This is a genomic window from Arthrobacter sp. Soil764, assembly GCF_001428075.1.
GTDB lineage: Bacteria > Actinomycetota > Actinomycetes > Actinomycetales > Micrococcaceae > Arthrobacter.
On record NZ_LMSI01000012.1, the window covers coordinates 382,000 to 393,600 of the forward strand.

General features: G+C 68.0%; 12 protein-coding genes. 3 read left to right on the plus strand and 9 right to left on the minus strand.

Annotated features, from left to right (window positions below; all coding sequences use genetic code 11):
* Window positions 1-19: 19 nt before the first annotated feature.
* The gene (locus ASG86_RS09305; protein ID WP_056332888.1) at window positions 20-829 is read right to left on the minus strand and encodes a slipin family protein; all 810 of its coding nucleotides are present in this window, start codon (window positions 827-829) and stop codon (window positions 20-22) included.
* 258 nt (window positions 830-1,087) lie between these two features.
* Between ASG86_RS09305 and ASG86_RS09310 the strand changes: the two genes are divergently transcribed.
* Both ASG86_RS09310 and ASG86_RS20755 read left to right on the plus strand, forming a co-directional pair.
* Window positions 1,088-1,729 (plus strand): hypothetical protein, encoded by a 642-nt coding sequence (locus ASG86_RS09310; protein WP_056332889.1) that lies wholly within the window; start codon window positions 1,088-1,090, stop codon window positions 1,727-1,729.
* The gene (locus ASG86_RS20755; RefSeq protein WP_200946217.1) at window positions 1,722-1,889 is read left to right on the plus strand and encodes a hypothetical protein; all 168 of its coding nucleotides are present in this window, start codon (window positions 1,722-1,724) and stop codon (window positions 1,887-1,889) included. Before ASG86_RS09310 ends, ASG86_RS20755 begins: the two co-directional genes overlap by 8 nt.
* Here ASG86_RS20755 and ASG86_RS09315 read toward each other — a convergent pair.
* The 5 genes from ASG86_RS09315 to ASG86_RS09335 all read right to left on the minus strand — a co-directional run bounded on the left by ASG86_RS09315 (window position 1,850) and on the right by ASG86_RS09335 (window position 6,016).
* Complete coding sequence (locus ASG86_RS09315; RefSeq protein ID WP_235565150.1) at window positions 1,850-2,083, minus strand: hypothetical protein; 234 nt, start codon at window positions 2,081-2,083, stop codon at window positions 1,850-1,852. The genes ASG86_RS20755 and ASG86_RS09315 overlap by 40 nt on opposite strands.
* 237 nt (window positions 2,084-2,320) lie before the next feature.
* Window positions 2,321-3,421 (minus strand): DUF2891 family protein, encoded by a 1,101-nt coding sequence (locus ASG86_RS09320; RefSeq protein WP_235565151.1) that lies wholly within the window; start codon window positions 3,419-3,421, stop codon window positions 2,321-2,323.
* A 22-nt stretch (window positions 3,422-3,443) separates the two neighbouring features.
* A complete protein-coding gene (locus ASG86_RS09325) occupies window positions 3,444-4,415 on the minus strand; it encodes a DUF979 domain-containing protein (RefSeq protein WP_056332898.1) in 972 nt (323 codons plus the stop codon).
* Window positions 4,412-5,125 carry a DUF969 domain-containing protein gene (locus tag ASG86_RS09330; protein ID WP_056332900.1) on the minus strand — a complete coding sequence of 238 codons (714 nt, stop codon included), beginning with the start codon at window positions 5,123-5,125 and terminating at the stop codon, window positions 4,412-4,414. Before ASG86_RS09330 ends, ASG86_RS09325 begins: the two co-directional genes overlap by 4 nt.
* A 213-nt stretch (window positions 5,126-5,338) precedes the next feature.
* The gene (locus ASG86_RS09335; protein ID WP_056332903.1) at window positions 5,339-6,016 is read right to left on the minus strand and encodes a GntR family transcriptional regulator; all 678 of its coding nucleotides are present in this window, start codon (window positions 6,014-6,016) and stop codon (window positions 5,339-5,341) included.
* Window positions 6,017-6,084: 68 nt separating this feature from the next.
* Here ASG86_RS09335 and ASG86_RS09340 point away from each other — a divergent pair, with 68 nt between their 5' ends.
* Window positions 6,085-7,068 (plus strand): prenyltransferase/squalene oxidase repeat-containing protein, encoded by a 984-nt coding sequence (locus ASG86_RS09340; protein WP_235565152.1) that lies wholly within the window; start codon window positions 6,085-6,087, stop codon window positions 7,066-7,068.
* Window positions 7,069-7,075: 7 nt separating this feature from the next.
* On the opposite strand, the gene ASG86_RS09345 is transcribed toward ASG86_RS09340, so the two are convergent.
* Genes ASG86_RS09345 through ASG86_RS09355 form a run of 3 tightly spaced genes read right to left on the minus strand, consistent with a single transcriptional unit; the run spans window position 7,076 to window position 11,277 of the window.
* Window positions 7,076-8,824 (minus strand): acetyl/propionyl/methylcrotonyl-CoA carboxylase subunit alpha, encoded by a 1,749-nt coding sequence (locus ASG86_RS09345; RefSeq protein ID WP_056332906.1) that lies wholly within the window; start codon window positions 8,822-8,824, stop codon window positions 7,076-7,078.
* Window positions 8,817-10,517 carry a 5-oxoprolinase/urea amidolyase family protein gene (locus ASG86_RS09350; RefSeq protein ID WP_156386159.1) on the minus strand — a complete coding sequence of 567 codons (1,701 nt, stop codon included), beginning with the start codon at window positions 10,515-10,517 and terminating at the stop codon, window positions 8,817-8,819. The genes ASG86_RS09345 and ASG86_RS09350 overlap by 8 nt, the downstream gene beginning before the upstream one ends.
* Window position 10,518: 1 nt before the next feature.
* On the minus strand, window positions 10,519-11,277 hold the full coding sequence (locus ASG86_RS09355) for a LamB/YcsF family protein (RefSeq protein WP_056332909.1): 759 nt from the start codon (window positions 11,275-11,277) through the stop codon (window positions 10,519-10,521).
* Window positions 11,278-11,601: the final 324 nt, after the last annotated feature.

Below are 11,601 nucleotides of genomic sequence, written 5' to 3' on the forward strand. Positions count from 1 at the left end.
CTGGTGAGGCAGTTGCGGGTCAGGCCGCCTTCACCGGTGCCTTGCTGCCGGAGGACGCCGCCTGGCCTTCGCGGGCCAGGAACGCAGAGAGTTCGCCGATGGTGCTCATGAGCGGGGCCGGGAAGACAACCGTGGTGTTCTTGTCGACGCCGATTTCCACCAGCGACTGCAGGTTACGCAGCTGCAGCGCCAGCGGGTGGGCCATCATGGTGTCGGAAGCGTCTCCGAGGGCCGCGGCCGCAATGGCTTCGCCTTCGGCGGCGATGATCTTCGCCCGCTTCTCACGTTCCGCCTCAGCCTGCCGGGCCATGGCGCGCTTCATGCTTTCGGGCAGCTGGATGTCCTTCAATTCCACCAGGGTGACCTCCACACCCCATTCGACGGTGAGCACGTCGAGGATTTCCCGGATGTCCACGTTGATCCGTTCTGTCTCGGACAGGGTCTGGTCCAGCGTGTGGCGGCCCACGACCTTCCGCAACGTGGTCTGGGCTATCTGGTCGATCGCCGCGGCCACATTCTCGATGGCGATGACAGACTTCACGGCGTCCACAACCCGGTAATAGGCAACCGCGGACACGTCGACGCTCACGTTGTCCTGGGTGATGATGCCCTGGGACTGGATGGGCATGGTGACGATCCGCAGGCTGACCAGCGGCAACCGGTCGATGACCGGGATGATCAGCCGCAGGCCAGGATCCCTGACGCCGACTACCCTCCCAAGCCGGAAGAGCACGCCCTTCTCGTATTGGCGCACGATCCGGATAGCCATTTTCGCCACGATGAGCAGCAGGACGGCGAGAACGACGAGAACAATAATGGTGGGGTCCATCAGGATCCCCTCCTGTTGAGCTGAGCTGGACATGCCGGTGCCGGGCCGGCCCCGTGGCAGTTGTCCTGGCTCCATTCTCCCACCAACGGCGGCAGTTAGCCCCGGGCCGGTCATCCTCCGTCACCGTCCCGAACGTCAAACGGCCGGCACGCAAACACGGAGGGCTAGACTGGCCGGGTAAGGACGGATTGGGGGATCCAGGGCGGCTGTGCCGCCGTTCCGCTGGTCGGTCGCTGCCAGCGGACCCTAGGATCATCAATGACCTTCTTCCAGGACTTTCCCATTCCTCCCCTGCCGCCCCGGTCGCGCTCGCAGCGGTACGTCCCGCCGCCGTGGGCCGCCGCCCCGGCCTACGAACTTCCCGTCGCCGTCCAGCTGGGACAGTTCGTGAGCCGGACTCCGGAGATGGTGGTGGCCGTCAAAAGCGCAGACGTGTTCTCCACCGGCTGCGTGTTCAACCTGTCCTGGCTCTTCCGCCGCGGCACACAATCCGACGACGACTGGGCGGACCTGCAGCACCTGTTCTTCCAGCCGCGGATGGGCCCCCGCCGCGGCAGTGGACAGCAAACGGGTCAGCTGTTCGGTGTCCAATTCCCCGACGGCTCCAAAGCCAGCACCGGCACCCTTGGGCCGCACGGTTTCATGGAGCGTGGCCAGCAGCCCGAGCCACCTGTCCTGGCGCTGAACAACGGCGGCGGCAGCGGCGGCGAGGACGAGTATTCCGGAACCGGCACGCTCTGGCTGTGGCCGCTTCCCCCTGCCGGCGATCTCCGGCTGGTAGCCCAGTGGACGGACTTCGGCCTGCAGGAAACGTCATTGATGCTCGACGGCGGGCGGTTGCGGGACGCCGCTGCAGGCGTTCAGGAGTACTGGCCTGAGGAGGGCACCACCCATGGCTGATTTCACGGGGCTGGTCCTGTTTGCGTTGGTCGGAGCAATCTTCTTCTACATCCTCTACGGCGTGATCCGCGCCGCCGTCCGCGACGGAATCCTCCAGGCGGACGAACGCCGCAGACGGCGCTATGAGGAAGAATCCAGCGCGGACACGATGCTTCCGTAGCCCTGGAGGAACATCCGCCGGCCCTGGCCTTCGTCGGTCCACACCCAGATGATGGAGTAGTCGGAGGTCACGGCATCCACCACTCCGGTGCCGGCCAGGGTTCCTTCGGCGAACCGGACCCGCTCCCCCACCGCCAGCCGGGGATGCCTGGTCCGCTTCCTTCGAGGCTTTAGCGTTTCTGCTTTCCCTGCCATTGCAGGGTTGGAAAGGCAGGGGGTTGTGTGCTGGCGCATCGGCTTCCTCGGGCTCGCGGGCGGATGGTCAGCTCATTACAACCCTGCCCGCTGCTCCCAGGTCACGCACCGGGCGTGGTGGGAAAAGACTAACGCGGCGGTACCCCTGAATGCACCAGCGGCCGCCCCGGGACGGAGTATGACTGCTCCGTCCCGAGGCGGCCGCTGACCCGCTACCGGAATTACTTACGGCGCCGGTTACTCGTCCAGCGCCGCCACGGACCCCAGCGCGTCCCATGCGAAGCTGGCCAGCCAGTGGGTGGACATGAAGTCGCCGCTTTCCAGCCCGGACAATCCGGCTTTCAGGAGCGGATCCAGCGCCTCGGACAGCACGGCCGCGGCGGCGGAAGCCCCGGTACCGGAAGACTGGCGAAGCGTGGTGATGATGCGCGCCACCTGCCCCGCACGGGTCAGGTTCAGTCCGTGCAGGTGCACCAGGTAGCCGTCGGTCTCGTCCGTCACGCCCACCGGCTGCAGGATGCGCGACTCGACAGAAAGCCCTGGGAGGAACCCCGCAAACCATTCGGCGAACTCGTCCGCTGACAGTACCCGGCGCATCAGGTCCGCCTCGCTGAGTCCTGCTGAGAGGAAGTCCTGGCCGCTGAGCTCCCAGTCGCCCGGCCAGCCGCGGTCGTTGCCGAACCACTCACGTGCCGCTTCCTCACAGGCCTTCGCCGCATCGGTGCGGCCCAGCGAGCGGAAGGCATCCAGCATGTAGCCAACGCCGAACGCGGCGTTGGTGTGCAGCCCGTGCCGGACCGGGTATTGGGCCTTGGCCATCCAGGCCACGCCCAACCCGGCCACCGCATCCACCAGCGGTTCCAGGGCTGCGCCCCATTCGCGGAGCTGCGGATCGGAAGACGCGGAGCACGTGGCGGCCAGCCGCATCAGCCACGCCCAGCCGTACGGGCGCTCCCAGGACGGGTTGGCCAGCAGGTAGTCCCGTTCCACCGCCAGCTTGGCCGGGGTCAGGTTGGCGCCCAGGGCTGCCCTGAGCGATGCCGCGGTGGCGGCATCCACCCAGGCCGCCGTGCCGCCGTCGGACGCTCCTTCAATGGGAGCCCCACGAAGGGGCGACCCGGCAGTCCCACCCAGCAAGCTGGCGCCCAGCCAGTGCATATGGACGCAGGAGTGCCAGTCGAAGGAGGTGTAGAAGGCGGGGTGGATCTGCTCGGGGGTGGGCCGGTCGTCTGCGGAGACCTGGGTGTGGTGGGCCGAGTGCGGGAAGGGCTCGCTGAGGTTGCCCAGCACCACGGCCGCATAGTCGGGCGCCGCCTGTGCGCGAAGATCGTTGTCCATCATGCTCCTTTGAAAAACAGGGTTAGTGGAAGGCCAGGAAGTACATCAGAGCGATGTTGACGGCCAGCAGCGGGATGGCCGTGCCCACCTGCGCCGTGATGACGCCGTACTTGTTGTTCATCTCCAGCAGTGCGGACGGCACCAAATTGAAGTTGGCGGCCATGGGTGTGCAGAGCGTGCCGCAGAAGCCGGCCAGCATGCCGATCGCGAAGACGATGGCGGGGTCGCCGTGGAAGGTCTCTACCAGCACAGGCCAGCCGATGGCCGCGGTCATGATGGGGAACGCGGCGAAGCCGTTGCCCATCAGCACCGTGAACAGGAACATGCCGATGCAGTAGACCATCACGCCGGCGATCAGTGAGCCCTTGGGCAGCAGCCCGGACGCGAGGCTGCCCACCGCGGTGCCCACGCCGGCCTTGGTGAAGAGGATGCCCAGGGTGGTGAGCATCTGCGGCAGCAGCGCGGCCCAGCCGATGGATTCGAGGATCCGGCGGCTTTCGAAGATGGGCGTGGCAGGGTTCTTGGGCTTGAGGATCACCAGGGCGACGACGACGGCGGCCACTGCGCCGATGGCCAGGGCCACCAGCGTGGTGTTCTTGGGGTCCAGCAGCGGGGTGCCGCCGATGGACAGAACGGGCGCTGCCAGCACCAGGATCACGGTGACCAGGGGCAGCGTCAGGGCCGGGATGAACAGCTTGTTGCCGAAGCGCTTGGCGAATGCCTCGCGCTCGGGGCCCGTGGAGGTCCGGTGCTTGCCGTGGCCCAGCAGGCCGGTGGAGGCCAGCACCACCAGGACCAGGACGGCGATGCCCAGGACCCAGCCCGGCGCCGTGCCTGCCTGGACCCAGGTGCTGTAGAAGAAACACAGGCCCAGCAGGCCCCAGAAGGAGGAGCTGCCCCAGCGGCGGGGGTGGTGGGTGTCGGCGGCAATCAGTGATGCCCAGGCGACGAACAGAATGCCGATCAGCCAGTAGACGGCTTCAACGTTGATCATTTTGCTTCTCCTGCGGTTTCCTTCTGGGCGGTGAGCTCGTATTCGCGGTATTCCTTGTCCAGCTGCTTGTCCAGGCGCAGCAGCCGGAAGCCGTGGATGAGGAAGGCCGCGATGGCGGTGGGGATGGCCCAGAGGGCCAGCTGGAGCGGTTCCAGGTGCAGGTGGTAAGTGGTGTCCACGAACGTGGTGATCAGCAGGATGGAGCCGACAGCGACGAACACGTCCTCACCGAAGAACACGCCCACGTTGTCCGCGCCGGCGGAGTGGCCCTTGATCTTTTCGCTGATCTTGTCCGGGACGTGGCCATACCGGCGCAGCGCCGCACCCTCGGCCATGGGGAACACCAGCGGGCGGACGGTCTGGGCGTGGCCGCCGATGCTGTTCAGGCCGACGGCTGCGGTGATCTGGCGGACGGCCAGGTAGCCGATGAGGACGCGGCCTGCCGTCAGCTTGGCGAGCCGGCCGATGAGGACCTTGGCCTGCTCCTGCAGGCCGAAGTACTCGATGATGCCCACTACCGGCAGCACCGCCACGAAGATGGTGACGGAGCGGCTGCTGGCGAAGCCGGTGCCGAACGAGTCAAGGATCTGCGCGGGGTTCATGCCGCCCAGCAGTGCGGTGACGATGCCGGCGACGGTGACGACAATCAGGGGGTTCAGGCGGATGGCGAAGCCAACGATCACCAGCAGCACCCCGATGAGTACAAGCATGATTATCCCTTCCCAAGGGACCCGTGACGGGTCTGCGAAAGTGGGGGCCGGCGCGTCCGTTGGGGTTGATCATTGGGGGTGACGGCGCCGGGGGGCGGGAGCCCCGGTCACGTTAGGGCTGCAGGGTTAAGTGGGCTGCAGGACAACGGTGTGATCTAAAGCATAGCTTTTTGTTCAACAATCCTGCAACCCCCTTTTTGAGGCCCGGTTTGGTTAGCGGCCGACGGCGGCGAGCAACTGGGCTTCAGCGCGGTCCAGGTAGGCGGCCAGGAAGTCCGCTGCCGCGGCCAGGTCGCCGGCCTCCATAAGGTCCACGATCCGGGCGTTGTCCTCCACATAGGGCTCGTGGAAGGCCGGGTTGGCCGCCATGGAGTGGAACACCAGGCGCATCTCGGCCAGGACCTGGTCCATGAGGCTGTTCAGCCGCTCACTGCCGCTGCGGTCAACGATGGCGCGGTGGAAGTCCTGGTTGGCGCCCGCCATGCCGGGGATGTCGCCCTCCGCGGCGGCTGCCCTTGCGGCTTTGACGATTCCGGCCAGGGGCTCAACGGGGGCATCGACAGACCACAGGACCGCGGCGGGCTCCAGGAACCGGCGTACCCGGTAAATCTCGCGGATGTCATCCGCCGTGGGGTGGGCCACGAAGACACCGCGGTTGGGGATGCGGGTGACGATGTGCTCCGCATGCAGCGCCGTAAACGCCTCCCGCAGGGTGTTGCGGGACACGCCAAGGGCCTCGCGGAGCGCTTCCTCCGCGAGCTTGGATCCGGGCGCGAGCTGGCCGGCGGCGATCCGGCTGCGGAGCTGGGCGGCCACCCAGAGCCCTGTTTCGGCGTGCTTGGTGGTCCTGGCCTGGGCTTGGAGATCGGCCAGTACCTCGTCAAACGTCATGGCACCACGATATCCGGACGGATGCCGGCACCTGTCCGCAAGGGACGTATTCCGCCATCATGGTGACCATGACGTGGCTTGACTGCCTGCGGTTCGACCCCATCGCCCCGTTGCTGTCGAGCGGGCATCCGGCCGTGCGCTCCTGGGCCATCCGGGAGCTGCTCCCGGGACCGGCGGGGCTGCCGCCGGCCCCGGCGGGGGCACCCGATGAAGGTCTCTGGGACCTTCCGGTCCCGCGCGGGATCCTGAGGCGCCAGGCGGCCGACGGATCGTGGACCTATCCGGGAAGACGGCCCCGGGCCAGGATGGAGTACGACCTGCTGGAGACCTACCGGCAGCTCGGGTTTCTCGTGGAGATGTTCGGGCTGACGCACCGGCATCCGGCCCTCGCCGCAGCTGCCGGCTATGTGCTCTCCCACCAGTCCACCGACGGTGATCTTCGAGGGATTTACGGCAACCAGGTGTCTCCCAACTACACCGCGGCTTTCATCGGGCTCCTGAGCAAAGCGGGGTACGGCGACGACCCCCGCGTGGAACGCGCGTTCAGCTGGCTTGAGGCGTCGCGGCAGGACGACGGCGGCTGGGCCCTTCCGTTCCGCACCCGGGGGAGGAATCTGGACGCGCTCGAGGAGCCGCAGACCATCCCCGGCGATCCGGCGCAGCCGTTCTCGCATCTGGTTACCGGGGTGGTGCTCAGGGCGTATGCGTCCCATCCCCGGCACCGCGCAAACGCCTCCGCACAGAAGGCTGCGGAATTGCTGGCGGCCCGCTTGTTCGAGCCGGACGCCTATCCGGACAAGGGCCGTGCCACCGACTGGACCGAATTCAGCTTTCCCTTCTGGATGACGGACATCGTTTCCGCCCTCGACGCCATCAGCATCATCCGCCCCGGCCTCAGATCCGAAAAAACCGACCAGGCGCGCGACTGGCTGGCCGCACACCAGGAACCGTCCGGGCTCTTCACTGGCCATCTGCTCCGGGACAGGTACCACGACCTCCAGCTATGGTTCAGCCTGGCAGTGTGCCGGGTCTTCGCGCGTATGCCCTCGTGAGGTTCGCTCACCCGATGGTGGCGAGCACCTGTCCGGGCGCGACGGCGTCCCCGGCCGAAGCGAGCTGCTCACCCAAGGTGCCGGCACGGTGCGCCGGTACGGCCGTTTCCATCTTCATGGCCTCGAGCACCAGCACCGCCTCCCCCTCCTCGACCGTTGCCCCGGGCTCAGCCAACCACTTGACCACGGTGCCGGCCATGGTTGCCAGCAGATCGCCGTCGTTCTTCTCCGCCGCGGCCACCCCGCTGCTCTCCGGAGCCTCCGTGCGTGCCCGGCCACCACCGTCCAGCAGGGAATCCAGCAGCGCCTTGGGAAGTCCCAGCTCCATCCGCTTGCCGTCCACCTCGATGCCGATAGTCCGGCGGGGCTCTTCCGGCGCGGCAGGGCTGAAGGCAGGGTCCGCCGCGAGGGCGGTGGTGAACTCGTTCTCGATCCAGGTGGTGTAGACGCCAAGCGTGTCGGTGCGGGTGAAGTCGGGCGCCTCCACTACCGCACGATGGAACGGCAGAACGGTGGCCAGGCCTCCGATGCGGAACTCACGCAGGGCACGGCGGGCGCGGCGGAGGGCCTGCTGGCGGTCCGCGCCGGTCACCACGAGTTTGGCCAGCAGGGAATCGAACTGCCCGGGAACCACGGAGCCGGACCGGACGCCGGTGTCCACGCGGATCCCCGGCCCGGTGGGCACCTCGAACAATTCCACACCGCCGGGTGACGGCAGGAAGCCGCGGCCCGGATCCTCGGCATTGATCCGGAACTCAAAGGCATGCCCGCGCGGCTCCGGGTCCGCCAGGACGGGAAGCTTCTCCCCTGCCGCGATGGCCAGCTGGGCGGCCACCAGGTCCACGCCGGAGGTCTCCTCGGTGATGGGGTGCTCCACCTGCAGGCGCGTGTTGACCTCCAGGAAGCTCAGGAAGCCTGTTCCGTCCAGCAGGTATTCCACGGTGCCGGCGCCCACATAGCCGGCCACGCGGCAAATGGCCTTGGCCGAGGCGTGGATGGCCGCCCGCTGTTCAGGGGTGAGGAAAGGTGCGGGGGCTTCCTCCACGAGCTTCTGGTGGCGGCGCTGCAGGGAGCAGTCGCGCGTGCCCACCACCACCACGTTGCCGTGCGTGTCCGCGATGACCTGGGCCTCCACGTGGCGCGGCCGGTCCAGGAACTTCTCCACATAGCATTCACTCCGGCCGAAGGCGGCCAAAGACTCCCGGACCGCGGAGTCGAAGCTTTCCTCGATGTCCGCCATGTTCCGGACCACCTTGAGGCCGCGTCCGCCGCCGCCGAAGGCAGCCTTGATGGCCACCGGAAGGCCCACCTGTTCGGCGAAGGCGCGGACTTCCTCGGCGCTGGCCACCGGCCCGTCGCTTCCGGGTGCCAGCGGGGCGCCGGCCCGGACCGCTACTTCGCGGGCGCTGACCTTGTCGCCCAGCAAGCGGATGGTTTCCGGGGAGGGGCCGATCCACGTCAGGCCGGCGTCGAGCACCGCCTGGGCGAAGCCGGCGTTTTCCGACAGGAAGCCGTAGCCGGGGTGGACGGCGTCGGCGCCGCTTTTCGCCGCAACGGCGAGGATCTTTTCGATGTCCAGGTAGGTTTCCTGCGGCCGGGAGCCGGCCAGCGAGTACGCCTCGCTGGCGGCGGAAACGTGCAGCGCGTCGGCGTCCGGATCGGCGTAGACGGCCACGCTCTCCAGGCCTGCATCGTCGCAGGCGCGGGCAATCCGCACGGCAATTTCGCCGCGGTTGGCAATGAGGACTTTACGCATGGGATTCCTTAAGTGTTTCGGGCAGTTCTGCCGGGGATGCTGCGGCGGCGAACCGGACGGTGCTGCCCGGGGGAAGCTGGGCGGCCTTGTCCAGGTCGGCGTGGACGACGACGGCAATCACCGGGTACCCGCCGGTCACCGGGTGGTCGGAGAGGAACAGGACGGGCTGGCCTTCCGGCGGCACCTGCACGGCGCCGCGGACAGTTCCTTCGCTGGCGAGTTCACCGTCCCGGCTGCGGGTGAGCGGCTGGCCGTTGAGGCGCAGGCCGATGCGGTTGGACTGCGGCGTGACGGTCCATTCCCGGGCCAGGAAGTCCTGCAGGGTTTCGGGGCTGAACCAGTCCTGCCGGGGTCCGGGCACCACCCGCAGCACGGTGGCCCCGCCCTGGTCCGGGAGGGGCGATATTTCCGGGTGGCCCACGATGCTGCCCGGTTTGGGGGCCTGCACGGGCAGGATGGTTCCGGTTTTGAGTGATTCGGGGCCGATCCCTGACATGGTGTCCGTGGAGCGGCTGCCCAAGGCAACAGGTCCACCGATTCCCCCGCGGATGCCGATGTAGGAGCGGAGCCCTGCGCTGGGGTTGCCCACGGTCAGCCTCTCCCCTGCCAACAACGCGAAGGGGGCGTCGCACGCGGGGTGCCGTACCGTCGTCGTCCGCTGTGATGCCTCCCTTGAATCTGACCCGGGTGTGACCTCCAGCGGGACGGCTGCCCCGGTGACGGCCAGGACCTGGTCGGTGAGGGCTTCGAGTTCAAGCCCGCCGAAGAGGAGTTCGATTCCGGCGGCGCCCTCGGCGTTGCCCACCAGGCGGTTGGCGCGGCGCAGCGCTCCCCGGTCCATCGCGCCGGCGCTGCTGACGCCCAGCGAGGCGAAGCCCGGCCGGCCCAGGTCCTGCACGGTGGCCTGCAGTCCGGGTTTGCGGACGGCCAGGCCGGGAGCGGCGGGGTCGGTCACCGCCGGCTCGGAGGCGACCGGCCCGGACTTGTCCGGCCCGGGCTGTTCGGGCACGGATTGTTCGGTCACGACGGCGTGGGCGCGGACGGCCTGGAAGCGGACTGTATCGCCGGGGCGGACAAGGGCGGGATTGTCCCGGCCCAGGTCCCACATGGCCGCCTCGGTCCGGCCGATCAGCTGCCAGCCGCCCGGCGACTGCCGTGGGTAAACGCCCGAGTACGCCCCACCAAGGGCCACCGCCCCGGCGGGGACGGCCGTCCGCGGTGACCGGCGTCGCGGCACCTCCAGGCTGGGGTTCTCGCCGGTGAGGTAGGCAAAGCCGGGCGCGAATCCGGCAAAGGCGGCGGTCCAGAGCTGACCGGTGTGGGCGGCCACCACTGCCTCGCGGCCCAGGCCGGTGAGCGATGCAACCTCGTCCAGGTCCTCGCCGTCGTACACCACGTCGATGGTGACCAGCGCGCTCTCGGTGTCCGCGGGCGCGTCCAGGTCGAGGCTGCGGACGTGCGCGGCCAGGGCCTGCACCGCCGCCGGCGAATCCGCCGTGATGAGGACGGTGGTGGCGGCGGCGATGACATCGATCTGGCCCGGTTGCGGATGTGCTGTGAGTTGCGCCTGGAGGCTGAGGACCGCTTCCAGGGAGGGCAGCTCCACCAGGATGGCGCGGTCACCGGCGGGCTGGATCCCGGTCAATTCCGCATGGGCGTCAGTACTCGTACGCTGCAGTTGCATGGCGGCCATGCTAGGCGAAGCTCTCTATCCGGATGCCGGCGTCCACCAGCGCGCCACGGACGGCAGCGGCCATGGCCACGGCGCCGGGGGTGTCACCGTGCAGGCAGATGCTTTCGGCTTTGACGGGGACCAGTGATCCGTCAACGGACCGGACAACACCGTCCCCGGCCAGGCGCAGGACGTGTTCGACGACGTCCTCCACCGAGTGCAGCACGGCGCCCGGTTCACGGCGGGAGACCAGGGTGCCGTCCGGGTTGTAGGCGCGGTCAGCGAAGGCCTCCGCCACGGTCCTCAGCCCCGCGGCCTGGGCCTGGCGCTGGATCTCGGAGTTGGGGAGCACCATGAGCGGCAGGCTGGGGTCCACCGCGACGATGGCGGCCACCACGGCACCGGCCTGCTGGGGGTGGTTCACGATGGTGTTGTACAGCGCGCCATGCGGCTTTACGTAGCGGACGGCGGTTCCGGTGGCGAGGGCCATGGCCTGCACGGCGCCGATCTGGTAGACCACGTCTGCGGTCAGTTCGGCCGGGCTCATGTCCATGAAGCGGCGGCCGAAGCCGGCCAGGTCCCGGTAGCCGGGGTGCGCGCCCACGGTGACGCCTGCCTTCGCGGCGGCCTGGCAGGTGGCCATGATGCCTAAGGGGTCACCGGCGTGGAAGCCGCATGCCACGTTGGCGCTGGATACGCTTTCGAAAATGGCGGCATCATCGCCGAAGGACCAGTTCCCAAAGGACTCGCCGACGTCGCTGTTCAAGTCGATGCTGGGCATTGTGATCTCCGTCTCGGATTGCTGTTCATCCAAGAATGCCCTAAAAACTCAGATTGTTCAACAATCCTGCGGCCCTATTACCGGGACTCCCCCCGAGACGCCCCATCACACCTTGCGGGTTTTCCTGGGACGCCCGCTCACATCCTGCGGGTTTTCCTGGGACGCCCGCTCACATCCTGCGGGTTTTCTTGGGACGCCGGCTCACATCCTGGGGGCTTTTCTGGGACGGGCCATGGGGTTTGGGGTGCTTAAAGCAGTAGGACCCTGACGTTCCGTTGTCAGGGTCCTACTTAATGTGTGTCCGGCGGTGACCTACTCTCCCAC

What these genes read in the sequence shown, in the direction of transcription:
- ASG86_RS09305 (WP_056332888.1), bottom strand. Translation starts at nt 829, where the DNA reads ATGGACCCCACCATTATTGTTCTCGTCGTTCTCGCCGTCCTGCTGCTC.
- ASG86_RS09310 (WP_056332889.1), top strand. Translation starts at nt 1,088, where the DNA reads ATGACCTTCTTCCAGGACTTTCCCATTCCTCCCCTGCCGCCCCGGTCG.
- ASG86_RS20755 (WP_200946217.1), top strand. Translation starts at nt 1,722, where the DNA reads ATGGCTGATTTCACGGGGCTGGTCCTGTTTGCGTTGGTCGGAGCAATC.
- ASG86_RS09315 (WP_235565150.1), bottom strand. Translation starts at nt 2,083, where the DNA reads ATGGCAGGGAAAGCAGAAACGCTAAAGCCTCGAAGGAAGCGGACCAGG.
- ASG86_RS09320 (WP_235565151.1), bottom strand. Translation starts at nt 3,421, where the DNA reads ATGGACAACGATCTTCGCGCACAGGCGGCGCCCGACTATGCGGCCGTG.
- ASG86_RS09325 (WP_056332898.1), bottom strand. Translation starts at nt 4,415, where the DNA reads ATGATCAACGTTGAAGCCGTCTACTGGCTGATCGGCATTCTGTTCGTC.
- ASG86_RS09330 (WP_056332900.1), bottom strand. Translation starts at nt 5,125, where the DNA reads ATGCTTGTACTCATCGGGGTGCTGCTGGTGATCGTTGGCTTCGCCATC.
- ASG86_RS09335 (WP_056332903.1), bottom strand. Translation starts at nt 6,016, where the DNA reads ATGACGTTTGACGAGGTACTGGCCGATCTCCAAGCCCAGGCCAGGACC.
- ASG86_RS09340 (WP_235565152.1), top strand. Translation starts at nt 6,085, where the DNA reads ATGACGTGGCTTGACTGCCTGCGGTTCGACCCCATCGCCCCGTTGCTG.
- ASG86_RS09345 (WP_056332906.1), bottom strand. Translation starts at nt 8,824, where the DNA reads ATGCGTAAAGTCCTCATTGCCAACCGCGGCGAAATTGCCGTGCGGATT.
- ASG86_RS09350 (WP_156386159.1), bottom strand. Translation starts at nt 10,517, where the DNA reads ATGGCCGCCATGCAACTGCAGCGTACGAGTACTGACGCCCATGCGGAA.
- ASG86_RS09355 (WP_056332909.1), bottom strand. Translation starts at nt 11,277, where the DNA reads ATGCCCAGCATCGACTTGAACAGCGACGTCGGCGAGTCCTTTGGGAAC.